Source organism: Amycolatopsis alkalitolerans, from assembly GCF_006152065.1.
Lineage (GTDB): Bacteria > Actinomycetota > Actinomycetes > Mycobacteriales > Pseudonocardiaceae > Amycolatopsis_E > Amycolatopsis_E alkalitolerans.
The window spans coordinates 16584-39645 of record NZ_VDFW01000025.1 but is presented as its reverse complement, the minus strand read 5'-3'; the positions used below and the strand labels follow the sequence as shown (position 1 = coordinate 39645).

The 23062-nt window shown below is 71.0% G+C and carries 22 protein-coding genes and 1 pseudogene; 7 read left to right on the top strand and 16 right to left on the bottom strand.

The window, feature by feature from the left end:
• The first annotated feature begins 84 nt into the window (after positions 1-84).
• A complete protein-coding gene (locus tag FG385_RS24550; RefSeq protein ID WP_235022770.1) occupies positions 85-1077 on the top strand; it encodes an EamA family transporter in 993 nt (330 codons plus the stop codon).
• On the opposite strand, the gene FG385_RS24545 is transcribed toward FG385_RS24550, so the two are convergent.
• From FG385_RS24545 to thyX, 7 genes are all read right to left on the bottom strand, one after another.
• Entirely contained in the window at positions 1029-2675 is a 1647-nt protein-coding gene (locus tag FG385_RS24545; RefSeq protein ID WP_235022769.1) for a substrate-binding and VWA domain-containing protein, read from the bottom strand. The genes FG385_RS24550 and FG385_RS24545 overlap by 49 nt on opposite strands.
• 67 nt (positions 2676-2742) lie before the next feature.
• The gene (locus FG385_RS24540) at positions 2743-4377 is read right to left on the bottom strand and encodes a ribonuclease J (RefSeq protein WP_327436859.1); all 1635 of its coding nucleotides are present in this window, start codon (positions 4375-4377) and stop codon (positions 2743-2745) included.
• A gap of 65 nt (positions 4378-4442) precedes the next feature.
• Positions 4443-5456 (bottom strand): 4-hydroxy-tetrahydrodipicolinate synthase, encoded by a 1014-nt coding sequence (gene dapA, locus FG385_RS24535; protein WP_139099136.1) that lies wholly within the window; start codon positions 5454-5456, stop codon positions 4443-4445.
• Positions 5457-5588: 132 nt separating this feature from the next.
• A complete protein-coding gene (locus tag FG385_RS24530) occupies positions 5589-7043 on the bottom strand; it encodes a serine/threonine-protein kinase (RefSeq protein WP_139099135.1) in 1455 nt (484 codons plus the stop codon).
• A gap of 69 nt (positions 7044-7112) precedes the next feature.
• The gene (locus tag FG385_RS24525; RefSeq protein WP_200834631.1) at positions 7113-8351 is read right to left on the bottom strand and encodes an Nramp family divalent metal transporter; all 1239 of its coding nucleotides are present in this window, start codon (positions 8349-8351) and stop codon (positions 7113-7115) included.
• A 95-nt stretch (positions 8352-8446) separates the two neighbouring features.
• Positions 8447-8845, bottom strand: coding sequence for an ACT domain-containing protein (locus tag FG385_RS24520; protein ID WP_139099134.1), 399 nt, complete (start codon positions 8843-8845; stop codon positions 8447-8449).
• On the bottom strand, positions 8842-9594 hold the full coding sequence (gene thyX, locus FG385_RS24515; RefSeq protein WP_139099133.1) for an FAD-dependent thymidylate synthase: 753 nt from the start codon (positions 9592-9594) through the stop codon (positions 8842-8844). The genes FG385_RS24520 and thyX overlap by 4 nt, the downstream gene beginning before the upstream one ends.
• Positions 9595-9712: 118 nt before the next feature.
• Here thyX and FG385_RS24510 point away from each other — a divergent pair, with 118 nt between their 5' ends.
• Together FG385_RS24510 and FG385_RS24505 are read left to right on the top strand one after the other, a co-directional pair.
• Positions 9713-10237, top strand: a complete 525-nt coding sequence (locus FG385_RS24510) for a toxin-antitoxin system HicB family antitoxin (RefSeq protein WP_139099132.1) — start codon at positions 9713-9715, stop codon at positions 10235-10237.
• A gap of 3 nt (positions 10238-10240) precedes the next feature.
• A complete protein-coding gene (locus FG385_RS24505; protein ID WP_139099131.1) occupies positions 10241-11146 on the top strand; it encodes a DUF4097 family beta strand repeat-containing protein in 906 nt (301 codons plus the stop codon).
• A gap of 49 nt (positions 11147-11195) precedes the next feature.
• Here FG385_RS24505 and FG385_RS24500 read toward each other — a convergent pair whose 3' ends face one another.
• On the bottom strand, positions 11196-12398 hold the full coding sequence (locus FG385_RS24500) for a winged helix-turn-helix domain-containing protein (RefSeq protein ID WP_139099130.1): 1203 nt from the start codon (positions 12396-12398) through the stop codon (positions 11196-11198).
• Positions 12399-12514: 116 nt separating this feature from the next.
• Between FG385_RS24500 and FG385_RS24495 the strand changes: the two genes are divergently transcribed.
• Positions 12515-13072, top strand: coding sequence for a GNAT family N-acetyltransferase (locus FG385_RS24495; RefSeq protein WP_139099129.1), 558 nt, complete (start codon positions 12515-12517; stop codon positions 13070-13072).
• Positions 13073-13351: 279 nt separating this feature from the next.
• On the opposite strand, the pseudogene FG385_RS35020 reads toward FG385_RS24495, so the two are convergent.
• Together FG385_RS35020 and FG385_RS24485 are read right to left on the bottom strand one after the other, a co-directional pair.
• Positions 13352-14134: pseudogene (locus FG385_RS35020) on the bottom strand (glycosyltransferase family 87 protein); the annotation flags it as partial.
• Positions 14135-14337: 203 nt separating this feature from the next.
• A complete protein-coding gene (locus FG385_RS24485) occupies positions 14338-14832 on the bottom strand; it encodes a GtrA family protein (protein ID WP_139099128.1) in 495 nt (164 codons plus the stop codon).
• 135 nt (positions 14833-14967) lie between these two features.
• On the opposite strand from FG385_RS24485, the gene FG385_RS24480 reads away from it, so the two are divergent.
• The 3 genes from FG385_RS24480 to FG385_RS24470 are packed head-to-tail and all read left to right on the top strand — an operon-like array spanning position 14968 to position 16780.
• On the top strand, positions 14968-15489 hold the full coding sequence (locus FG385_RS24480; RefSeq protein WP_139099127.1) for a hypothetical protein: 522 nt from the start codon (positions 14968-14970) through the stop codon (positions 15487-15489).
• Positions 15490-15530: 41 nt separating this feature from the next.
• The gene (locus tag FG385_RS24475; protein ID WP_139099126.1) at positions 15531-15950 is read left to right on the top strand and encodes a helix-turn-helix domain-containing protein; all 420 of its coding nucleotides are present in this window, start codon (positions 15531-15533) and stop codon (positions 15948-15950) included.
• A complete protein-coding gene (locus tag FG385_RS24470) occupies positions 15947-16780 on the top strand; it encodes an alpha/beta fold hydrolase (RefSeq protein ID WP_139099125.1) in 834 nt (277 codons plus the stop codon). The genes FG385_RS24475 and FG385_RS24470 overlap by 4 nt, the downstream gene beginning before the upstream one ends.
• Positions 16781-17086: 306 nt before the next feature.
• Here FG385_RS24470 and FG385_RS24460 read toward each other — a convergent pair whose 3' ends face one another.
• The 6 genes from FG385_RS24460 to thpR all read right to left on the bottom strand — a co-directional run bounded on the left by FG385_RS24460 (position 17087) and on the right by thpR (position 23062).
• Positions 17087-17536 (bottom strand): hypothetical protein, encoded by a 450-nt coding sequence (locus tag FG385_RS24460; protein WP_139099124.1) that lies wholly within the window; start codon positions 17534-17536, stop codon positions 17087-17089.
• Complete coding sequence (gene dapB / locus FG385_RS24455) at positions 17533-18270, bottom strand: 4-hydroxy-tetrahydrodipicolinate reductase (protein WP_268815942.1); 738 nt, start codon at positions 18268-18270, stop codon at positions 17533-17535. The genes FG385_RS24460 and dapB overlap by 4 nt, the downstream gene beginning before the upstream one ends.
• A complete protein-coding gene (locus tag FG385_RS24450; RefSeq protein WP_139099123.1) occupies positions 18267-19616 on the bottom strand; it encodes a M16 family metallopeptidase in 1350 nt (449 codons plus the stop codon). Before FG385_RS24450 ends, dapB begins: the two co-directional genes overlap by 4 nt.
• Before the next feature lie 71 nt (positions 19617-19687).
• On the bottom strand, positions 19688-21940 hold the full coding sequence (locus FG385_RS24445) for a polyribonucleotide nucleotidyltransferase (protein ID WP_139099122.1): 2253 nt from the start codon (positions 21938-21940) through the stop codon (positions 19688-19690).
• A 221-nt stretch (positions 21941-22161) separates the two neighbouring features.
• Positions 22162-22431 carry a 30S ribosomal protein S15 gene (gene rpsO / locus FG385_RS24440; protein ID WP_139099121.1) on the bottom strand — a complete coding sequence of 90 codons (270 nt, stop codon included), beginning with the start codon at positions 22429-22431 and terminating at the stop codon, positions 22162-22164.
• Positions 22432-22552: 121 nt separating this feature from the next.
• The gene (thpR, locus tag FG385_RS24435) at positions 22553-23062 is read right to left on the bottom strand and encodes an RNA 2',3'-cyclic phosphodiesterase (RefSeq protein ID WP_139099120.1); all 510 of its coding nucleotides are present in this window, start codon (positions 23060-23062) and stop codon (positions 22553-22555) included.

Here is a 23062-nt window from a genome sequence, read left to right as displayed (position 1 = left end):
TCTCGGGACGGGGTGGAGTGGATCGGCGGGGAGGGCGCGAAAAGCGGGCGACAGTGGGTGGGGCTGGCGCATAGCCTCGGCCGCGTGACAGTCGAAGCGCGCGCGGTCGCGCCCGTCTCGCGAGGCTCGCGGGGGCGCGGCACGGTCCTGATCCTCATCTCATCGGTCTGCTTCGGCACCTCGGGCCCGATCGGGAAACCGGCGATGCTCGCGGGCCTGTCACCGGAACAGGTCGCCGCGGCCAGGATCGGGCTCGCCGCCGTCGTCCTCCTGGCCGGCGTCGCGCTCTTCCGCCCCGCGCTGCTGCGGGTGCGCAAGGCCGAGCTGCCCGCGCTCGTGGGCTACGGGCTGCTCGCCGTGGCCGCCGTGCAGCTGACCTACTTCATCTCGGCGCAACGCCTCCCGGTCGGGATCGCGATCCTGCTCGAGTTCACCTCACCGGTGCTGATCGCGCTGTGGACCCGGTTCGTGCGGCGCATCCGCCTACCGCGCGCGATGTGGCTGGGAATCGCGCTCGCGATGGCCGGTCTCGCGCTGGTGGCGCAGGTCTGGGCCGGGCTCGCGCTCGACCCCGTCGGCTTCTTCGCCGGGCTCGGCGGGTCGGTGTGCTCGGCCGCGTACTTCCTCATCGGCGAGCACACCGCGGCGACCCGCGATCCGCTCGGCATGGTGACCTGGGGCATGGTGGTCGGCGCGATCGTGGTGTGCGCGGTGGCGCCGCCATGGACGATCCCCGCTTCGCTGCTGGGCGCGCCGGCCTCGTTGGGCCCGTGGCATCCGCCCGTCTGGGCGCTACTGGTCACCCTCACCGTGCTCTCGACGGTGCTCGCCTACGCGTTCGGCATGACCGCGCTGCGCTACCTGCCCGCCGCGGTCGCTTCCGTGATCGGCCTGCTCGAGCCGGTCGTCACGATCGTCACGGGCTGGGTGCTGCTCGGCGAATCGCTGAGCTGGGTGCAGCTGGCCGGGGCGCTCGTCCTGCTGGGCGGCGCGACCGTCGTCCAGATCGTCCACAGTAGACGCGGCGATCAGGTGCATCCCGGCGTGGGGCAGGAAAGCCCGGCCAGCGCACCGTAGAACACGTCGGCGATCCTCGCCGGATCGGTCGCGATGAACGTCTTCCCGCCGGTCGCCCCGGTGATCGCGCCGAGCTCACCCACGTCGACGTCCGGACCGATCCCGATCCCGATGACCGGCAGCGGGCGGCGCGGGTCCTGCAGCCGCCTGAGCCCGTCGAGCAGTCCGTCGCGGGAGATGCCCCGCGGATCCTCGTTGCGGCCGTCCGTCATCACGATCACGAGGTTGAGCCGCCCGGCCTCCCAGTCGGCGCGCGCCTGCCGGTAGGCGGCGAGCACCGTGTCGTACAACCCGGTCCCCCCGTTCGGCGTCGCCCGCAGCGCACCCAGCGTCCGCGCCGCGCCGGTCGCCAGCTGCGTGCCGACCGGCGCCATCGGCAGCACCTCGCGGTAGTCGCGGTCGCCGTCCAGGTCGGTGGAGAACACCCAGGTGCTCGTCTCGGAGGTCGGTTTGAACAGCCCGAGGGCACGGGCCGCCGCCTCCGCCGCCAGCTGGATCCGCGTGCGGCCGCCGCTACCCGGCACGATGGCGTTCATCGAGCCCGAGACGTCGATCAGCACCCGGGCGCGGGAGCTGGTGTTGACCTTCGCCCACTGGTTGAGCACCTCGTCGAGTGCCGTCTCCGGCGGCAGCGGCGACAGCGCCTGCGGGATGGCGGCGACATGGGTGTCACCGGTGTGGCCGAACAGCATGCGCCCGTCTGGGGTGCGCACCCCGATCGCCGCGAACGCCGCCTGGCCGCGGGCCCCGAGCAGGGCGCGGACTAGTTCGGCGGCGGCCGCCTGCTGGGCGCTCCCCGCGTCGCCGAGGACCGCGAACGGGTAGTCGAGCGAAGGCACCGGTTGCGGCGGGTACACGGCGACGAGCCGGTCTCCGCCGGCCGCGTCGTGCGCCAGCACGGAAGCCTCCGACGCGGGAAACGCGCTGATCGGCTGTTTCGAACTGCCGCCGGCCGGCAGCCGTGCGTAGAGATCGTCCAGGCCCGGCAGGGTGTTCGGCGAGAGCCGGCGCATCGCGGCCGCCTGGTCCGCCCCCGGGGGAAGCGCTTTCGCCAGCCCGAGCAGCGCCGACACGCCGACCGGGTCCGAACCGGGATCGGGAATGCCCACGGTCACGCCGGAAGTCAGAAGTCCTTGCCAGGTCGGGGTTTTCGCCGGCCATCCGAGCGCCCTCGCGGCGGCTTCGGTCAGCGCGAACACCACCGGTGAGGTCGCGATCGGCGACCCCGACTCCGGTACGTCCACCGCGCCCGCGGCCTTCGCGCGGCGCAGGCGCAGGGTCGAGTCGGGGATCCAGACATCCGGGCGGCGAGTACCGTCGCCGACCGCGAGCGAAGCGGCGACGGCGGCCGGGTCCCGGTCGATCACCTCGAACCGGAAGCACTTTCCTGCCGCGACCTCGCGGCCGATCCGGTCCACCACAGGCGCGACCTCCGGGGCGGCCGCCACCCGGACGACGTCCTGACGCGGGCAGCCGGGTTCGGCGGTCACCCGGTCGACGGTGATCCAGCCCGCCGCGCCCAGCACCACCACGGCCGCGGTGACGGCGAGCACCGTCCGGGCCCCGTGGCGCCGGGTCGCCGGCTCGTGTCGCCCCACCCGGTAGAGGCTAGGACGAAATCCCGGCGGCACCAGGCGCCAGCGGAAGCAGTGCCCGCTACTCCATTCAGACCGGGATGACGGTAGGCACGATCATCGGGCGGCGGCGGTAGGTCTCGGCGACCCACCGGCCCACGACCCGGCGCACCGCCTGCGCGATGCGGTGGCTGTCGGTGATCCCTTCGGCTTCGGTGCGGGCCAGCTCCATCTCGACCAGCGGCACGACCGCGTCGAGCGCCTTCGGGTCGTCGGAGAAACCGCGCCCGGAGATCGTCGGGGTGCCCATCGCGCGCCCGGTGGTCGAGTCCACCACCACGGTGATCGCGATGAACCCGCCCTCGCCCAGGATCAGCCGGTCCGACAGGGTCGACTCGCCGACGTCGCCGACCGAAAGCCCGTCGACGTACACGTGACCGACCTCGACGCGGCCCGTCGCGCGCGCCCGGCCGTCGACGAGATCCACCACGACCCCGTCCTCGGCGAGCACGACGTTCTCCGGCGCCACCCCGGTGCGCACCGCGAGTTCGCCGTTGGCGCGCAGATGCCGCCACTCGCCGTGCACCGGCATCACGTTGCTCGGGCGGATCGAGTTGTACAGGAACAGCAGTTCGCCCGCGGACGCGTGCCCCGACACGTGCACCTTGGCGTTGCCCTGATGCACGACGTGCGTGCCGAGCCGCACCAGCCCGTTGACGACCCCGTACACGGCGTTCTCGTTGCCCGGGATGAGCGAACTGGCCAGCACGACGGTGTCACCCGGGCGGACGGAGATCTGCCGGTGCTCCCCGCGCGCCATCCGCGACAGCGCCGAAAGCGGCTCGCCCTGCGAACCGGTCGACACGAACAGCACCTTGGTCTCGGGCAGGTTCACCGCTTCGTCGAGGTCGATCAGCAGACCGTCCGGGATGTTCAGCAGCCCCAGTTCCGCCGCGATGCCCATGTTCCGCACCATCGACCGGCCCACGAACGCGACGCGACGCCCGTGCCGGACCGCCGCGTCGAGCACCTGCTGCACGCGGTGCACGTGGCTGGCGAAACAGGCCACGATCACGCGCTGGGTGACGCGGCCGATGACGTCGTCGAGCACCGGCCCGATATCGCGCTCCGGCGTGACGAACCCGGGCACCTCGGCGTTGGTCGAGTCGATGCACAGCAGGTCCACGCCCTCGTCGCCGAGCCGGGAGAAGCCGGCCAGGTCGGTCAGCCTGCCGTCCAGCGGCAGCTGGTCGAGCTTGATGTCCCCGGTGTGCAGCACGACCCCGGCCGGGGTGCGGATCGCGACCGCGAGCGCGTCCGGGATGGAGTGGTTGACCGCGAAGAACTCGAGTGCGAACGGGCCGACGGCGCGGTGCTCGGACTCGGTCACCTCGATCAGCTTCGGCCGCTGCCGGTGCTCGCGGCATTTCGCCTCGAGCAGGGCGAGGGTGAAGCGCGAACCGTACACCGGCAGATCCGGCCGCAGCCGCAGCAGGAACGGCACGGCGCCGATGTGGTCCTCGTGCCCGTGGGTCAGCACGAGCGCGTCGATGTCGTCGAGCCGGTCCTCGATGGCCCGGAAGTCGGGCAGGATCAGGTCCACGCCGGGCTGCGCGTCCTCGGGGAAGAGCACCCCGCAGTCGACGATGAGCAGCCGTCCGGCGTGCTCGAAGACGGTCATGTTGCGGCCGACCTCGCCGATCCCGCCCAGCGCGACCACGCGCAGGGCACCGCCGGGCAGGGCGGGCGGGGTGTTGGTCGGTCCGGGTCCGGCGGGCGGAGAGGTCGAAGTCACCTAGGCATGGTCCCAACACTGGTATGAGTGGTCGGCGTGACGTAGGCCGCCGCCGAGTCGGCTTGCGCGACCCTGGAACTGTGCCAGTCCCCGCCGGGTGACTCGACGAGGGGGACCCCCGCCTGTGCCAGGTCGCCCGCGATAGCCTCGATCTGCTCGTCCGTCGCCGGCACCAGCGGCAGCCGCGGTTCGCCCGCGTCGTGGCCGCGCAGCCGGAGCGCCGCCTTGGCGAACACGACCCCGCCCACCCGCGACATCGCGCGGTAGACGGGCAACATGCCGCGGTGGTTGGTGCGGGCGGTGGAGTTGTCGCCCTTCTCGTAGGCGTCGAGCATCGCGCGGATCCGGCCCGCGACGATATGCCCGATCACGCTGACCACCCCGGTCGCGCCGACGGAGAACCACGGCAGGTTCAGCGCGTCGTCGCCGGAGTAGTAGGCCAGCTGGGTGTTCGCGATGACCTCGCTGCCGGCCAGCAGATCGCCCTTGGCGTCCTTGACCGCGAGGATCCGCGGGTGCTCCGCGAGCCGCTGCAGCGTGTCTACCTCGATGGGCACGATCGAGCGCGGCGGGATGTCGTAGAGGATCACCGGCAGTTCGGTCGCGTCGGCGACCGTGGTGAAGTGCGCGTAGATCCCGGCCTGCGACGGGCGCGAGTAGTACGGGGTGACGAGCAGGACCCCGTGCGCCCCGGCCTTCTCCGCCTGCCTGGTCAGCTCGATGCTGTGCGCGGTGTTGTAGGTGCCGCCTCCGGCGACGATGGTCGCGCGGTCCCCGACCGCCTCGGCCACGGCGCGGATCAGGTCGGCCTTCTCCGCGTCGGACGTGGTGGGGCTCTCGCCGGTCGTGCCGTTGAGCACCAGCCCGTCGTTGCCCAGTTCCACCAGATGCTCGGCGAGCTCCTGCGCCCGCTTCAGGTCCAGGGCACCGTCGGCGTCGAAGGGGGTGACCATCGCGGTGAGCACGCGCCCGAACGGCCTGCCGGGGGCGGCGGAAGGGGGTGTGGACATGGTGTCGACGGTACCTCCTCTCGGCCGGGTTCTCCCCCACGACCTGCCGGTTCGGCACGATCGGCAGGCGCCGCGGGCAGCTGGCCGGAGAATCCCCGGCGCCCGCCCAGCGGCACCGGAACTTCTGCTGCGCTACTTGAGTCCCTTGGACGCGGCGCCGGTCCAGGCCTGCCCGTCGGCCCTGGTGAGCAGGCAGTAGACGTCGCGCACGGGATAGGACGAGTACTCGCTGTCCGGTTTGGTCCGCCAGGCCTGCCCGGTGGGGATCAGCGCCCGGTAGACGAACCCGGTCTTGCCCGGGATGGCGTTGGTGTGGAACGTCATCGCGCAGCGGGCTTCGGCCCACGCCGGCAGGTTCGACGGGTACTCGGCCTCGACGTCGTCGCTGCCGCTGCCGTCGTAGGTCTTGGCGGTCTCGTAGAGCTCCGTGTAGTGCAGGTTCGAGCAGCTGACCCAGGAGTTCTTGGGCACGCTTTGCGGGCCCTGCAGCAGAACCGTGGTGCACGGGTAGCTGCCTTTGTCGAAGTCCGGCAGGTCCCCGCCCGCGCCGTAGGTGAGAGTGGGGCGCAGTGCGCTGTCCACGGTGGGGCTGCCCCACTGGTCGCCGAGTACGAAACCACCGGCCAGCACCACGATCGTGGCCACCGCGGCGCCGATCCACAGCGGCTTGCGCGAGCGTTTCCCGGCCGGTGCGACGCGGGTGGGCGCAGGTCCGGACCATACGGCGGTCTGGCCACCGGGAGGGGTCGGCTGCCCGCTCGCCGCCATCGCGAGCAGATGCTGGGCCTGCGCGGGGGCGATCCGCGCTTCGGGGCTGGCGATCAGCAGGCCCATGATCGCCGACGCGAGCGGGCCCTGGGTCCGGCTCAGGTACGGCACCTCGTTCACGATCGCGTGCAGGGTGGCCGCGGTGGTGGGCCGTTCGAACGCCAGCGTGCCCTCGACCGCGAAGAACAGCGTCACGCCCAGGGACCACAGATCCGAGGCGGGCACGGCGTCGGAGCCCGCGACGCGTTCCGGCGCCATGAACGCGGGCGAGCCGATGATCATGCCGCTCGTGGTGAGCCGCGGATCGTCCACAGCCTGCGCGATCCCGAAGTCGGTGAGCTTCACCCGGCCGTTCGCCGAGACCATGATGTTGCCCGGTTTGACGTCGCGGTGCACGATCCCGGCTTCGTGCGCGGCCCGCAGCGCGCCGAGGACCTGCTGCCCGATGGAGGCGACCTGCGCGGGCGGGAGCGGACCGGACCGCCGCACCAGCTCCGCGAGCGTCGGCGCCTCGACGAGTTCCATCACGATGTAGGTCGCGCCCTGTTCGGACACCACGTCGAACACGGTGACCACGGCCGGATCGTTGAGCCGCCCGGCCGTGCGCACCTCACGCAGCACACGTTCGCTGTGGACGGTGCCTTCGGCGCCGTCGGGCAGCCGCAGCTCCTTGATCGCGACCGGGCGCCCGATCACCCGGTCCTCGGCGCGCCACACGACGCCCATCCCGCCCCGCCCGAGCTCGCCGAGCAGCGCGTACCGGCCGGCGATCAGGCGGGGGGCCGGCTGGGTCGACTGCGTCGTCTGCTCGTGCGTCAAGACGTGGCCTTTCCTCGGATCGGACAGCGAGATGGTAATCCGACCCCGGCCGCGCCGCGGCGGTTCCGCTCAGCCCGCGAACGTGAGGTAGACCAGCGCGATGTTGAGCACGATGATCACACCGGCGATCGCCCACGCCAGCGCGGTGGTGAACCGGTGGTTGGCCTGCGCGCCCATCACCGCCCGGTCGCTGGTCAGGCGCACGAGCGGGACGAGCGCGAACGGGATCCCGAAGGACAGCACCACCTGTGACACCACGAGCGCGCGCGACGGGTCGGCCCCGGCCGCGAGCACCGCGATCGCCGGCGTGAGCGTGATCAACCGCCGCAGCAGCAACGGGATCCGCTTGCGCAGCAGGCCCTGCATGATCATCGCGCCCGCGTAGGCACCGACCGAAGTGGACGCCAGGCCCGAGGCGAGCAGCCCGATCGCGAACAGCAGCGCGACCGCGCCGCCGAGCATCTGCCCGATCGCGGCATGCGCCCCGGCGATCGAGTCCACGTCGCCGCGGCCGCGCAGGATCGTCGCCGCCAGCAGCACCATCGAGAGATTGACCGCACCCGCGAGCACCATCGCGAGCCCGACGTCGATGCGCGTCGCGCGCAGGAGCCGCGAAAGACCGCTCCCCCGCTGACGCCCGTGGCGGTCGCGCGCAAGGCCGGAGTGCAGGTACACCGCGTGCGGCATCACGGTCGCGCCGAGCATCGCGGCGGCGAGCAGGACGCTCCCGGCTCCGTCGAACCGCGGGACCAGCCCGCCGAGGGTCCCGGATCCCGAAGGGGGTTCGACGAACACGCTCGCGAGGAAGCCGATCGCGATGATCGCCAGCAGGCCCGTGACGACCCGTTCGAACGGCCGCTGGCCGCGCCGGTCCTGCACGAGCAGCAGGGCCATCGACACGATGCCGGTGATCACGCCCCCGGCCAGCAGGGGCAGGTCGAACAGCAGGTTCAGCGCGATCGCGCCGCCGACGACCTCGGCCAGGTCGGTCGCGATCGCGACCAGTTCGGCCTGCCCCCAGTAGGCCAGCCGGGCGCCGCGCGGCATGCGCTCGCGGACGGCTTCCGGCAGCGACATGCCGGTGACCAGGCCGAGTTTCGCCGAGAGGTACTGGACGAGCGCGGCCATCAGGTTCGCCGCCACGATCACCCAGACCAGCAGGTACCCGTACTGGGCGCCGGCGCTGATGTTCGACGCGACGTTGCCCGGGTCGACGTAGGCGATGGCCGCGACGAACGCCGGGCCGAGCAGGACGGAACCGGCCCGCATCCGGGCGAGTTTGGGACCGACCGTCTCCGCCAGGGCCATACCGCCACCTCTCGCCGCCTAATCCGAAGTTTAGGCGTGCCGAACTTCGAGGTTCAAGTCTCCTGAGACGTGGGTTACCAATCCGGGTACCCGGATCAGGACGGGAGATGCACCTCGTGCCCGGCGGCGGTGAGCGCCTCGACGGCGCGGCCCAGGTCCGCCTGCTTCACCAGGACGTGATCGGTGTCGAAGGTGGAGAGCGTGACGAGCGCGACCCCGGCGGAGGCGAGTTCGTTGGCCAGGGCGGCGATGATGCCGGTGAGCGTGAACGCGAGCGGGCCCCGCACGGTGAGCAGCCGCCAGCCGGCCTCCACCCTCGCGCTCGCCGGCGCGAAGTCGGCGGCACAGATCACCGACAGCTCGGCGGCCGTGCGCGTCACCGACACCAGCCCGCCGCGGCCGGGCGCGAGAAGTTCTTCGGGAACCGCGGCATCCGGGTCCAGCCGGGCGACGGCGTACTCCTCCGGCTGGACGTCGATCGCGAGCCGTTTCACCCCTCGAGGACCTTCGGACTGGAAGCGACCTCGGTGCCGTCCGGGAGGGTCGAAACGGTGAAGTCGGCGAACACGTTCCCGGCGGCCTTTTGCAGCTGCCGCAGGCATTCCACAGCGAGCGCGCGGATCTCGACGTCGGCGTGCTCGGTCGCGCGCATCGCGATGAAATGGCGCCAGGCGCGGTAGTTGCCGGTGACGACGATGCGGGTTTCGGTGGCGTTGGGCAGCACCGACCGGGCGGCCTGGCGGGCCTGCTTGCGGCGCAGCGTCGCACTCGGCGCGTCGGCGAACTTGTCCTCGAGCCCGGCGAGCAGTTCGTTGTAGGCCTCGACGCTCGCCTGCGCGGCGGCGAGGAACTTCTCGTGCAGCGCCGGGTCGTTCGCGATCACGTCCGGTTCGACGAAGGCGGCGTCCCGCTCGGGCACGTAGCGCTGGGAAAGCTGCGAGTACGAGAAGTGGCGGTGCCGGATCAGCTCGTGGGTCAGCGACCGCGAGAGGCCGGTGATGTAGAAGGTCACCGAACCGTGCTCGAGCACCGACAGGTGCCCGACCTCGATGATGTGGTCGATGTAGCCGGCGTTCGTGGCCGTCTTGGGGTTGGGCTTCTTCCACGACTGGTAGCAGGCCCGGCCGGCGAACTCGGCCAGCGCCTCGCCGCCGTCGGCGTCGGTGGACCACGGCACGTCCTCCGGCGGGAAGAACTCCGTCTTCGCGATCAACTGCACCTTCGGCGAAACGGTCTCGGCCACGTTCGCGCTCCTTCCCCTCTTTTTCCGGCTTGGGCAGCGTAACCGCCGCCGGCCCGCCCGTCGGGGAGGCGCCACGTGACGTCTTGACTGACACCACACTTGACGTCATAGTGGTGTCATGGATTTGTCGCCGTACATCACGAGCCTCCGCGAGGACCTCACCGCGACGGCGTCCGCAGGGGACGAACAGACCCGGCGGGCCGCGGCGGTGCTCTCGGCGGCGCTGGAACCGGCGGTCCGGCTGGCGCTCATGAACGCGCTGTCCGATCTGGCCGCCGAAGTCACGACACAGCTGGCCGACCAGGTCGTCGAGGTGCGCCTCGACGGCCGCGACGTGCGGGTCGTGGTCACCGGAACAGGCACCGCGGAGCGGCCCACGCCGCCGCCGCCTCCCCCGCCGCCACCGCCCGGACAGGGTGAGGGCAGCGACAACATCACGCGGATGACGCTGCGGATGGTCGAGCAGATCAAGGGCCAGGCCGAACAGGCCGCGGCCGCGCAGGGGGTCTCGCTCAACACGTTCATCTCGCAGGCGGTGCAGGGCGCGTTGCACGGCGCGGGGCAGCTGCACGGGGATTGGAAGAGCAGGCCGAAGCCGGGCAAGCAGACCGGCTCGCACCTGCATGGCTGGGTGGAGGGATAGCAGATGGCCGAGCCAGGAGGGGACGACCTGATCCGCACGGAGACCTACACCGCGGAAGGTCCGCAGGATCTGGATATCAGCATCACGCTCGGGAAGATCGAGGTCGAGCTGACGGACGGGGGTCAGGAGGCGTTCGTCGAAGTGCGGCACGATCCGCAGGCCGGTGAGCCGTGGGCGCAGGGTGTGGCGAGCGTGCTGAACTGGGTGAGCGAGCGGTTCGGCGATCAACTCGGCGCGGAGCTGGCGGGCAGCCCCGCCGAGGCGGTCGAGCAGACGCGGATCGAGCAGACCGGCAAGCGGCTGGTCGTGCGCGCGCCGAAAGCCTTGCCACTGCGGAACATTCCGCTCGCGGTGAAGGTCACCGCGCCGGCGGGCTCTTCGCTCGAGATCCGGGCCGGGTCGGCCGAGGTGAAGGTCAGCGGGGCCTGCGGGCGCGCGGACGTGCTGACCGGGTCCGGCGACGTCACGCTCGACCGGGCCGACGGAGCCGTGACCGTGCGCACCGGTTCCGGCGCGATCCGGCTGGGACCGACGCTGGCCGGGCTGCAGCTTCGGACGGGCAGCGGTGACGTGGAGGCGTCTTCGCTCGCCGGTACGGCCACGCTCGTGACGGGCACCGCGGATGTCTGGCTCGGCGCGGCTTCGGGCGAAATCATGGCCCGCAGCGGCAGCGGCGACCTTTCGGTGGCCGAGGCGGCGAGCGGTTCGCTGGAGCTGATCACCGGATCCGGGGAGATCCGGGTCGGGGTGCGGCCGGGGGTGACCGCCGAGGTGGACCTGACTTCGGGTTCCGGCAAGGTGTCCAGCGAACTGGAGGTCGGGCTGGAACCGCCGGAAGGCGAGGTGCCGCTGACCATCCGCGCGCGGACGGGAACGGGCGCGGCGGTACTCACCCGCGCCACCCAGTAGCGCGGTATCAGGGGGATGCGAGGGGGCGCCCGGCCGGGCGCCCCCTCGCTCATGCCCGCCGTAGCTTCGCGGCCAGATCACCCCGCTCCCCGACCCGCACGCCGTCGAGGCTCAGCCACCCGGCCATCAGCCGCAGTTCGGCGGCCAGTTCCGCGGCCACGCGCGTCTCGTCGACCTCCGGCTCGGCGAAGGCGCCCTGGACCCGCAGCACCCCCGCCTCGCGATCGGCCTTGAGGTCCACGCGCGCGACAAGCTCACCGTCGAGCAGGAAGGGGAACACGTAGTAGCCGTACTCGCGCTTGGCCTCGGGCACGTAGATCTCGATGCGGTAGCGGAAGTCGAACAGCCGCTCCGTGCGGGCGCGTTCCCAGATCAGCGGATCGAAGGGGCACAGCAGCGCCCGGCCGGTGACCTTCCGCGGCACCCGCGCGCCGGAGAACCGGTACGCCGGGGACCGCCAGGTGCGCACCCGGACCGGCTCCAGCACCCCCGACTCCACCAGCTCAGCGACCGCCTGATGGCTCACGTCCGGCCCGAGGCGGTAGTAGTCGCGCAGGTCCGGCTCCGTCGCCACGCCCAGCGCCGCGACCGAGCGGGTGATCAGCTCCCGCGCCCCCTCCTCCGGCGACACGCGCCGCGCGAGGATCTTGGCCGGGACCACGCGCTCGGTCAGGTCGTACAGCCGCTCGAACTGCCGCCTGGTCCCGGTCGTCAGCTGTCCCATGCCGAACAGCCATTCGCAGACCTTCTTCACCTCGGACCGGTCCCACCACGGCCCTGGCGTGCGCTTCGACTCCCCCACCACGGCGCGCTCGATCCCGCCCGCGCCGATCGGCCCGTCCTCCTTGACCACCGCGAGGATGTCGTCGACCAGGCCCGGGGACTTGCCGGCCAGCCGCGCGTAGTTCCGCCACCATCCGGCCCGCTTCGCCCCCGACCGCAGCAGCGGCCAGTCCTCGACCGGGATCAGGCTCGCCTCGTGCGCCCACGTCTCCACGAGCAACCGCGGCTTGCGGGCGCTGTGCGTCCAGGCGGCCTCGTCGATCAGCGTGCGGTCGTATGCGCCCAGCCGCGAGAACAGTGGCGCGTAGTGCGCCCGCACGGCGACGTTCACCGAGTCCAGCTGGAGCAGTCGCGTGCGGGACAGCACCCGGCGCAGGTGCCGCCTGGTCGCCACGTCCGGCCGCGCATCCGCGAAACCCTGCGCGGCCAGCGCGATCCGGCGCGCCACCGCGATGCTCATCGTGCTCATCGAGCGACATCGTGCCAGCACCCACCGACAAAACGCGCAGCGTGCCGTGAGGGACCCCCTCATGCCCTTATGTGCCGTGAGGGACCCCCTCACGGCACTGCGGGTACGTTCCAGGCATGAGCACCGCCCGAGTCCGTGCCGCCGTCGCCGCGGACGCCCCGGAGATCGCCCGTATCCAGCACGTCACCTGGCGTACCGCCTATGCCGAACTGCTCGGCGAGCAGGCGCTGGCCACGCTCGAAGGGAACGCCGAACAGCGGTGGGCCGAGGCGATCGCGCATCCGGAAACCACCGTCTACCTCGCGACCGAGGGCGAGTTCGCGGTCGGCTTCTGCGTGGCCGGGCCGGCGCCGGACGAAGAGATCGCGAACGCCTCGGGCGAACTCCCCGAGGACGCGGACCGCACCGGCCTGATCGCCACGATCCTCGTCGAACCACGCTGGGGCCGCCGCGGGCACGGCGGCCGCCTGCTCGCCGGAGCCGCCGGCGGGCTGCGCGAGCGCGGCGCCGAACGCGGGATCAGCTGGGTCGCCGAGTCGGACTCGGCGTCACTTTCCTTCTTCCGCCGCGCCGGCTGGCGTCCGGACGGCACCGTGCGCACCCTCGACACCGGCGAGCGCCGGCTCCGTGAGCTCCGCCTGACCGGCGACCTCGAAATCGAGCTGGTCGGCTGAGCCGGGCCCGCGGCGGCCCAGGTACCAGCGCACGGTCATCACGGTCAGGAAGGCCACCGCGATGATCTGGTAGCTCGAGCCGGCGACCTTCTGCGGGAAGCTCCAGATCTGGTACTCCAGCGGCACCTGGTAGTGCGGCGCCAGCCAGAGGATCACCACACCCACCCAGCCGGACAGCAGCAGCCAGAACTTGTGCTGCTGGTAGCCCTTGATCATGATCAGGGCCCCGGTGGGCAGCGCGAGCACCCAGTGGTGCGACCACGAGATCGGCGAAACCAGCAGCACGCCCGTCGCGTTGACGCCGAACGCCATCGCCAGATCGCCGTCATTCAGCGCCCGCCGGGTGCCCAGCCAGGTCATGGCGATCACCAGCAGCACGCCGACACCGCTGACGACGGTCAGCGTGGTGCCCGACATGCCCAGCTTCTCGAAGGTCGCGTTCACCGACTCGTTCGCGTGAATGGGGCCGATGTTCATGCCCGACGCGTGGAAGATGCGGTCGGTCCAGTACAGCCACGAATCGTGCGGCATCAGCACGAACGCGATCGCCGTGCACACGGCGAAGCTCACGAAGCTCGTCACGACCGCGCGGAAGTCCTTGCGGAGCAAGAACAGCAACGCGAACCCGGCCGGGGTCAGCTTGATCGCGGCCGCGATGCCGATCAGCGCACCGCGCGGCCACTTCGGGTTCGGCCACAGGCAGTCCAGCGCGACCAGCATCATCAGCAGGACGTTGATCTGGCCCCAGAAGATCGTGTTGGCGACCGGGTGCCCGACGACCATGACGCACGCGCCCGCGACGACCATCCACGGCTTGGCCATCAGCCCGCGCAGCTCGGGTGAGCTCTTGCGGTAGGCCAGCAGGAGCGGGAACAGGCACAGCGCGGTCAGCCCGGTCAGCAGCGGGTAGCCGATGGGCGGCGGGACGATCGCCAACGGGACGAACATCACCACCGAGAACGGCGGGTACGTGTACGGCAGGGCGCCCCCGACCGAGGAGACGGGCAACTGCGTGTAGATCGAGTGGCCCTTGAGGAACGTGTCGGCGCCGAGGCGGTACACGTCGACGTCAGTCGGCCATTTCCGGAGGCCGTGCGCGTAGTAGGCCAGCGCGCAGAACAGGCCGAGCGCCAGCAACAACTCGAGCCCGAGGCGCACCCGCGCGCCGGTACTCCCGTGCCTCCAGGTCGAGACGACAGAATTCAACTCTCTTCTCCCAGGTCCCAAAGCCACGAGAAGTATCCAGCAAACTGACGCGGCAGCCCCTATCTTGGTTGCCCGCGTGTCACGGCCTTCGATCGGGTCCCCTGTTTCCCATCGGCAAACACCACCCACCGCATTACGCAGTACATGAACACGGCTTCCCCGGCGCCCGCGAGCAGGCGGGACAGGTGGTATTCGACGCCGAGACCGGCCAGTCCGGCGCCCACGCCGAGGATGAACACGAGGTAGTTCACCCCGACCGCGACCGCGTACTTGACGGTCTGCCCGCCCACCGGCGCATGGGATCGGAAGTTCAAGGTCCGGTTCAGCACGAAACTCAGCCCGAACGCGATCAGATAACCGGCCGTCACGCCCACCGGCAGCGGCAGGCCGAGCCCGCTGCGGGCGAGGGTCAGCACAGCCAGGTCCACGCCGAAGGTGAACCCGTTGATGATCGCGTAACCGGCGAAACTCGGCGGCACGCAGACCGGCAGCGGGCGCACCAGAGCGGCACAGAACGCCGCGAACCGGGCCGGCAACCCGCTCTCGTCACGCACCGTGCCAGGTTTCCAGGGCCAGGTGGACGGAAGGTGACCAGACGGTGGTCAACAGGAAGCGAAGAGTACGGTGAACCCCCCTGCGCACACCTCCGTGTCGGGATAGCGTCTTTACCCGATACTCCAGGAGGCGCGATGCTCGGCTGGTTCTGCCTGACGCTCGGCGTCGCGTTCGGCTCCGCGCTCGTGCCGGTGATCAGCGTCGAAGTGTTCGTGCTCGGGCTGATGTCCAGCGAGCCGGGGGCGCAGTGGTTCCTCGTGGGCGCGGCGGTCGCGGTCGGGCAGATCGCCGGGAAGCTGTTCTACTACCTGGCCGCGCGCGGGTCGATCAAGCTGCCTCCGTTCCTGCACGACCGGCTGCACCGGCAGCGGCCGCCGACCCGCCGCCGGGAACTGAGGCACCGGCGCACGAAGTGGCTGCGCGCCAAGGTCGAGGCCGTTCGCGAGCGCTGCCACCGGCATCCGAAGTGGATGGCCGGCACCTACGGGGTCAGCTCGGTCGTCGGGCTGCCGCCGTTCATGGCGACGACGGTGCTCGCCGGCCTCGCGGACATGCGGATCTCGACCTTCCTGTCCATGGGCCTCACCGGCCGGTTCCTCCGGTACAGCCTGCTCGCCGCCTGTCCCGCCGTCTTCGCTCACTTGATGCACCTATAATTACCTATCCTTCCCCATGTTAGGGAAGGTAGAGTGTTTTTATGACCAAAAAGCTCTACTCCGTGGACGAGGTCGCCACCCAACTCGGCCTCCACGTCCGCACGGTGCGCGGGTACGTCCGCGACGGGCGGCTGAAGGCCGTCCGCATCGGCAAGCAGTACCGGATCGCGCACGAGGACCTCGAAGCGCTGCTCGGCACACCGGTCCCCGAGGCGCCGGAGGTGAAACGGCAGCGGCGGGCCGACGTGTCGAGCATCGTCGAGATCGACGCGGTCAGCCCGGAGACCGCTTCCCGCGTGAGCACCCTGCTGATGGCGGCGAGCGCGCGCCAGGGAGCCGAACCGCTGCGCGTCGAGACGGCCTACGACGAGGAGCGGGGGCGGATGAAGGTGATCGTGCTCGGCGGGTTGAGCGACACCGCCCGGCTGCTCGAGTACGTGGAGGCGGTGGTGAGCTCGTGATCTACCGGACCGAGGCCGGCGGGCAGCAGATCCGCCGGCGTTACCAGCAGCTTCTCGCCTCCTGGCCCGTTCCCGCCGAGCACCTGCGGGTGCCCACGAGGGAAGGCGAGACGTTCGTCGTCGTGTCGGGGCCGCGGGACGCGCCGCCACTGGTGCTGTTCCACGGCTCCGGGGCGAACGCCGCGGCGTGGATGGGCGATGTCGCGGCGTGGTCCGGGAAGTTCCGGGTGTACGCGGTGGACATGATCGGCGAGCCCGGGCTGAGCGCGCCGTCGCGGCCGCCGCTCGGCGGCGACGCGTACGTGCGGTGGCTGGACGACGTCTTCGAAGCGCTGGGGCTGGACCAGGTCTCGATCGCCGGGATGTCGCTCGGCGGCTGGCTCGCGCTCGCCTACGCGACGCGGCGGCCGGAACGCGTGGCGCGGCTGGTGCTGCTGTGCCCGGGCGGCGTGGGGCGGCAGAAGTACGGCTGGCTGGTCAAGACCTTGCTGTACAAGCCGTTCGGGGAGCGCGGCCTGCGACGGTCGCTGAAGACGGTGGCGGGCATGGACGCCGCCGCGAGCCCCGAGGCGTTCGCGTACCTGCAGCTGATCTTCACGCATTTCCTGCCGCGCAAGGAAAAGCTGCCCGTGTTCGGCGACGACGCGCTGCGGCGGTTGACCATGCCGGTCCTGGTCATCGCCGGCGCGCGCGACGCGATGCTCGACTCGTTCGGGACCGAACGCCGGATCCGGCAGGCGGTTCCCCACGCGAAGGTGACGATCCTGCCCGAAGTCGCGCACGCGGTCCTCGGGCAGACCGAACCCGTGCTGGAGTTCCTGACGGGCTGAGAGTTTTCCGTGCACCGGCGGAGGCGGGGCGGTCGCGGGCTCGATCGCCCCGCGCCCACGGGGGTGATGTCGAGCTGGAGACACTACCCGGCGAAGGCGCCTGCCTCCGGCTGACGCTGCCGCTCGACCCCGGCCGACTGCCACGGCGGCCGAACGTCGAACTCGCCGCCCCCAACGTCGAACTCGCCGCCCCCAACGTCGAACTCGCCGCCCCCAACGTCGAACTCGGCGTCGCGAACGTCGAACTCGCCGCCCCCAACGTCGAACTCGGCGTCCCCAACGTCGAACTCGGCGGGGGCGAGGGGGCTAGGAGGGGTCGGCGGCTGCTAGGTCCAGGGCGCGGCGCATGGTGGAGCGGGCGCGGCGGCGGTCGCCGGCGATGTCGTAGGCGTAGGCCAGCCGGTACCAGTTCCGCCAGTCGCCGGGATGCGCTTCGAGTTCGGCCTTGCGCTCTTCGAACCACGCGTCCGCCGCGTCGCGGTCGATCCGGCCGGACGGGCGGCGCGGCAGGTCCGAAACGTCGGGCAGCGCGCCCTCGGCGTCGAGCCGGGCCCCGAGGCGCTGGATCCGCAGCCCCGACCGCCAGGTCGCGATCACCATCCAGGCCCCGAGCGCCGGCAGCACGAACACCGCCACCCCGAGCACGATGCCGACCGCCGTCCCGGTCCGCAGCAGCTGGACCCCCCGCTCGGCGAGCAGCACCAGGTAGACCACCAGCGCGGCGGTCAGCAGCACGGCGAGGTTACGGGCTTTCACAGCTCGAGCACGTTCTCCAGTCCGACGGTCAGCCCCGGCCGCCGGAGCACCTCCCGCACCCCGAGCAGCACGCCCGGCATGAACGAGGTGCGGTCCATCGAATCGTGCCGGATCGTGAGGGTCTCCCCCTCGCCGCCGAACAGGATCTCCTCGTGCGCGACGAGCCCGGGCAGCCGGACCGCGTGCACCCGCACGTCGTCGATCAGCGCGCCGCGGGCGCCGTCGACCTCCGACGTGGTCGCGTCGGGACCCGGCTCGAGCCCGGCTTCGCGGCGCGCCCGCGCGAGCAGCCGCGCGGTGTGTGCCGCCGTGCCGGATGGCGCGTCGGCCTTGCGGTTGTGGTGCAGTTCGATGACCTCGGCCGAGGCGTAGAACCGGGCCGCCTGCTGGGCGAACCGCATCGCGAGCACGGCGCCGAGCGCGAAGTTCGGCGCGATCAGCACCCCGAGCCCGGGTTTCCCGGCCAGCCAGCCACGTACGGTTTCCAGCCGATCCTCGGTGAAGCCGGTGGTGCCCACGACCGCCCGGATGTCGTGCTCGATCAGGTAGCGCAGGTTGTCCATCACCGCCTCGGGATGGGTGAAGTCGACGGCGACCTCGGCTTCGTCGAGACGAGAACGGTCCTCGCCCGCGTCGACGGTCCCGACGAGTTTCATGTCGGCCGCCCCTTCGACGGCGTTGGCCACCGTCGACCCCATCCGGCCCTGGGCACCCAGCACACCGACGCGAATCACGACGCGATCACCTCTCGCAAGTCCTCCGGAAGCTCGTCGGAATGAGAGTACGGCCCGACCACGGTGGCCGCGGTGACCCCTCCGGGCGTGCGGAACAGGGTGTGTGCCAGCTCGCAGACCTCCTCGGTGCGCACCGCGTCGATCCTGGCCACCGTTTCGTCCACGCTCTGGTACAGCCCGAAGTTGAGCTCCTGCTTGCCGATCCGCGACATCCGGGACGCGGTGTCCTCCAGGCCGAGCACGAGCCCGCCCCGCAACTGCCCCTTCGCCCTGGCCACCTCCGCGTCGGTGAACCCGTCCTTGCCGACCTGCCCGAGCAGATCGCGCAGCACGTTCGACACCTCGCCCAGCCGCTCGGGCTGGCAGCCCGCGTAGATCGACAGATGACCGGTGTCGGCGTACGAGGCGACCGAGGAATACACCTGGTACGCCAGCCCGCGCTGCTCCCGGATCTCCTGGAACAGCCGCGAACTCATGCCGCCGCCGAGCGCCGCGTTGAGCACGGTGAGGGCGTACCGGCGCTCGTCGTGCCGCGAGGGGGTACGCATGCCGAGCATCACGTGCGCCTGCTCGGTGTCATCGGTGTGCAGGGCCAGCCGGGAGCCGGCGGCCACCCTGGCGCGGCCCCGCCGCGGCGGCACCGGAGTGTCCGAACCGGACAACCGCTCCCGCAAAGCCTTGCGCGCCAGGCGAAGCACGTGCGCGTGTTCGACGTTCCCGGCGACCGCGAGCACCATGCGGGGCAGCGTGTAGCGGCGGCGGTAGAAGCCGCGAAGCGCCTTCGCCGCCATGCCGCGAATCGACTCTTCGGTGCCCAGCACGGGTTTCGCGAGCGGGTGACCGGCGAGCACCGAGCTGACGAAGGTCTCGTGCAGCAGGTCCTCGGGATCGTCGTCGCGCATCGCGATCTCCTCGAGGACCACGCTGCGTTCGGTGTCCACATCGGAGTCGGCGCACAGTGCCTCGAACACCACGTCCGTGACCAGATCCATGGCCAGCGGCAGGTTCTCGTCGAGCACCTGCGCGTAGTAGCAGGTGTGCTCCTTGGCGGTGAACGCGTTGAACTCGCCGCCGACCGCGTCGATCTCCTCCGCGATCCGGGTCGCGCTGCGGGTGCGGGTGCCCTTGAACAGCAGGTGCTCGAGGTAGTGCGCGGCGCCCGCGACGGCGGCCGGCTCGTCCCGCGAGCCGATACCGACCCACAGTCCGACGGTGGCCGAGCGCACGCCGGGCACGTGCTCGGTGACCACGCGCAGCCCGCCGGGCAGCACGGTCCGCTTCACCGCGGCGTCGAGTTTCCTCGTGGTGCCTGCGGGCTGTTCGTATCCGGGAATCTGACGAGCCATGAAATCCTTCGCTTGCAAGCACGAAGGCCCGCCCGAGACGCGCTCGAACGGGCCATTCGCGGGAGAGTGCCTTACTGAGCGGCTTCGGCCTTGTCTTCGGCCTTCTTCTCGTCCTCTTCGTCCTTGACGAGCACGAGGCTGATCTTGCCGCGGTTGTCGATGTCGGCGATCTCGACGCGGAGCTTGTCGCCCACGTTGACCACGTCCTCGACCTTGCCGATGCGCTTTCCGTTACCCAGCTTGGAAATGTGGATCAGGCCGTCCTTGCCGGGCAGCAGCGAGACGAACGCGCCGAACGCGGCCGTCTTCACCACGGTGCCCAGGAACCGCTCGCCCACCTTCGGCAGCTGCGGGTTGGCGATGGCGTTGATCTTGCCGATCGCCGCCTCCGCCGACGGGCCGTCGGCCGCGCCCACGTAGATCGTGCCGTCGTCCTCGATGGAGATGTCGGCGCCCGTCTCCTCGGTGATCGAGTTGATCATCTTGCCCTTCGGCCCGATGACCTCGCCGATCTTGTCGACCGGGATCTTCACGCTCGTCACGCGCGGGGCGTACGGGCTCATCTCGTCGGGACCGTCGATGGCCTCGGCGATGACCTCCAGGATGGTCAGGCGCGCGTCCCTCGCCTGGTTCAGCGCGGCACCGAGCACGTCGGACGGGATGCCGTCGAGCTTGGTGTCCAGCTGCAGCGCGGTGATGATGTCCTTGGTGCCGGCGACCTTGAAGTCCATGTCACCGAAGGCGTCTTCGGCGCCGAGGATGTCGGTGAGCGCGACATACCGCATCTCCCCGTCCACCTCGTCGGACACCAGGCCCATCGCGATACCCGCGACCGGCGCCTTGAGCGGCACGCCCGCGTTGAACAGGCCCATCGTCGAGGCACAGACCGAACCCATCGAGGTGGACCCGTTCGAGCCCAGCGCCTCCGACACCTGCCGGATGGCGTACGGGAACTCGTCGCGCTTGGGCAGCACCGGCACGAGCGCGCGCTCGGCGAGCATGCCGTGCCCGATCTCCCGCCGCTTCGGCGAACCGACGCGGCCGGTCTCCCCGGTGGAGAACGGCGGGAAGTTGTAGTGGTGCAGGTAGCGCTTGGTGGTCTCCGGGGACAGCGAGTCGATCTGCTGCTCCATCCGGAGCATGTTCAGTGTGGTGACACCCAGGATCTGGGTCTCGCCGCGCTCGAACAGCGCCGACCCGTGCGCCCGCGGGACAAGGCCGACCTCGGCCGAGAGGCTCCGGATGTCGGTCAGGCCGCGGCCGTCGATGCGGACCTTGTCGCGCAGGATGCGCTGGCGGATCAGCTTCTTGGTCAGCGCGCGGAACGCGGCACCGATCTCCTTGTCCCGGCCTTCGAAGGCCTCGCCGTCACCGACGCCGACCTTGGCCAGCACCGCGGCCTTGACCTCGTCGGTCGCGTTGTCGCGGTCCTGCTTGCCGCCGATCGCGAGCGCGCGCGTCAGGTCGTCGGTCGCGATCGCGGCGACCGCTTCGTACGCGTCCTGCTGGTAGGCGGGGAACACCGGGTAGTCACCGGTCGGCTTCGCGGCGACGTCGGCCAGCTTCTGCTGCGCCTCGCACAGCACCCGGATGAACGGCTTCGCGGCGGCGAGACCCTCGGCGACGGTCCGCTCGTCGGGCGCCGTGGCGCCGCCGGCGATCAGGTCGAGCGTGTGCTCGGTGCCCTCGGCCTCGACCATCATGATCGCAACGTCATCAGCAGAGCCGTCACCGCTTTTGACAACACGCCCGGCCACCACCATGTTGAAGGTGGCCTTCTCCAGCTGCGGCCAGGTCGGGAACGCGACCCACTGGCCCTCGATCAGCGCGACGCGCACGCCGCCGATCGGACCGGAGAACGGCAGCCCGCCGATCTGGGTGGACGCGGACGCGGCGTTGATCGCCAGCACGTCGTACGGGTCGTCGGGGTGCAGGCTCTGCACCGTGACGACGACCTGGATCTCGTTGCGCAGCCCGTCGGTGAACGACGGGCGCAGCGGCCGGTCGATCAGCCGCGCGGTGAGGATCGCGTCGGTCGAGGGACGGCCCTCGCGGCGGAAGAACGCGCCGGGGATCCGGCCCGCGGCGTACATCCGCTCCTCGACGTCCACGGTCAGCGGGAAGAAGTCGAAATGCTCCTTCGGGTGCTTCGACGCCGTGGTCGCCGACAGCAGCATGGTCTCTTCGTCCAGGTAGGCCACGACGGCGCCGGCGGCCTGCCGGGCGAGCCTCCCCGTTTCGAAGCGGATCGTGCGGGTGCCGAACCGGCCGTTGTCGATGACGGCTTCGGATTCGTGCACCGGGTGTCCGCCTGCTTCGGTCATTATCTGTGGTTCTCCTCGTTCGTACGGCGAACGAAGCCCCGCCCTTGCGGGGCCGGCCCGAGGAACGAGGCCGGTCTTCGATCGAAGCCCCCGGGACCACTCCCGGGAGCCACTACCGAGGACCGGCGGCGGCATCCTCGCGCTGTTCGCCTGCCCTCTTTCTTGCGATTATGTGCCGAGGGGGAGCGACCGGGTGGTCACTCCCCCTCGGAGTTTCGAGTTTATCGGCGGAGGCCGAGTCGCTGGATCAGCGACCGGTACCGTTCGATGTCCACCTTCTTCACGTAGTCGAGCAAGCGGCGGCGGCGGCCGACCAGCAGCAGCAGCCCGCGACGCGAGTGGTGGTCGTGCTTGTGCACCTTGAGGTGCTCGGTGAGGCCGATGATCCGCTTCGTCAGCAGGGCCACCTGTGCCTCGGGGGATCCGGTGTCCGAGTCGTGCAGGCCGTACTCGGTCAGGATCGACTTCTTCTCGTCGGTGGACAGCGCCACGCTGTGTTCTCCTTGGGTTTCGCGTGCCGTGCGGCCCGGACGCGTGACCGCGCCGGGTAAGTCGGTCACGGCCGCCACGGACTGCAGCCGGACCCAGTTGTTCAGGGTATCAGGCAGCCGTTCAGCCGGCCTGCCGGGACTCGAGCGGGAACCGCGTCAAGATCGAGTACCGGGCGCCCCATTCGGTGCGTTCGCTGCGCATCAGCACGACCTCGGTGGCCGTCCACGGCTCGCTCACGAAGCCGGACAGCCGCCGCGGCAACTCTTCCGGCACGTCGCCTTCGGTGCGGGCCACGGTCAGATGCGGCAGGTACGGGCGCTCGTCCCCCGCGCCGGCCGCCGCAGCCAGTTCGGTCAGGCCCTCGCTGTAGACCCCGAGGTACAGCACGCGGGCCAGGGTGCCCGCCCCTTCCAGGCGCAGCATCGGCGCGTGCCAGCCGGCCAGCGCCGACCGCAGCCAGTGCGCCCGCTCCTCCGGATCGTCCCGGTCACCGTAGAAGCCGAGGGTGATGTGCCACTGGGCCGGCGGGATCCAGCGCGGCCGCGGCGCCCGCTCCTGAACCGGCTCCAGGTGCACGCGCAGCGCCTCGGTGATCTGGGCGGGCGGCAGCAGCGCCGAGAACAGCGACAT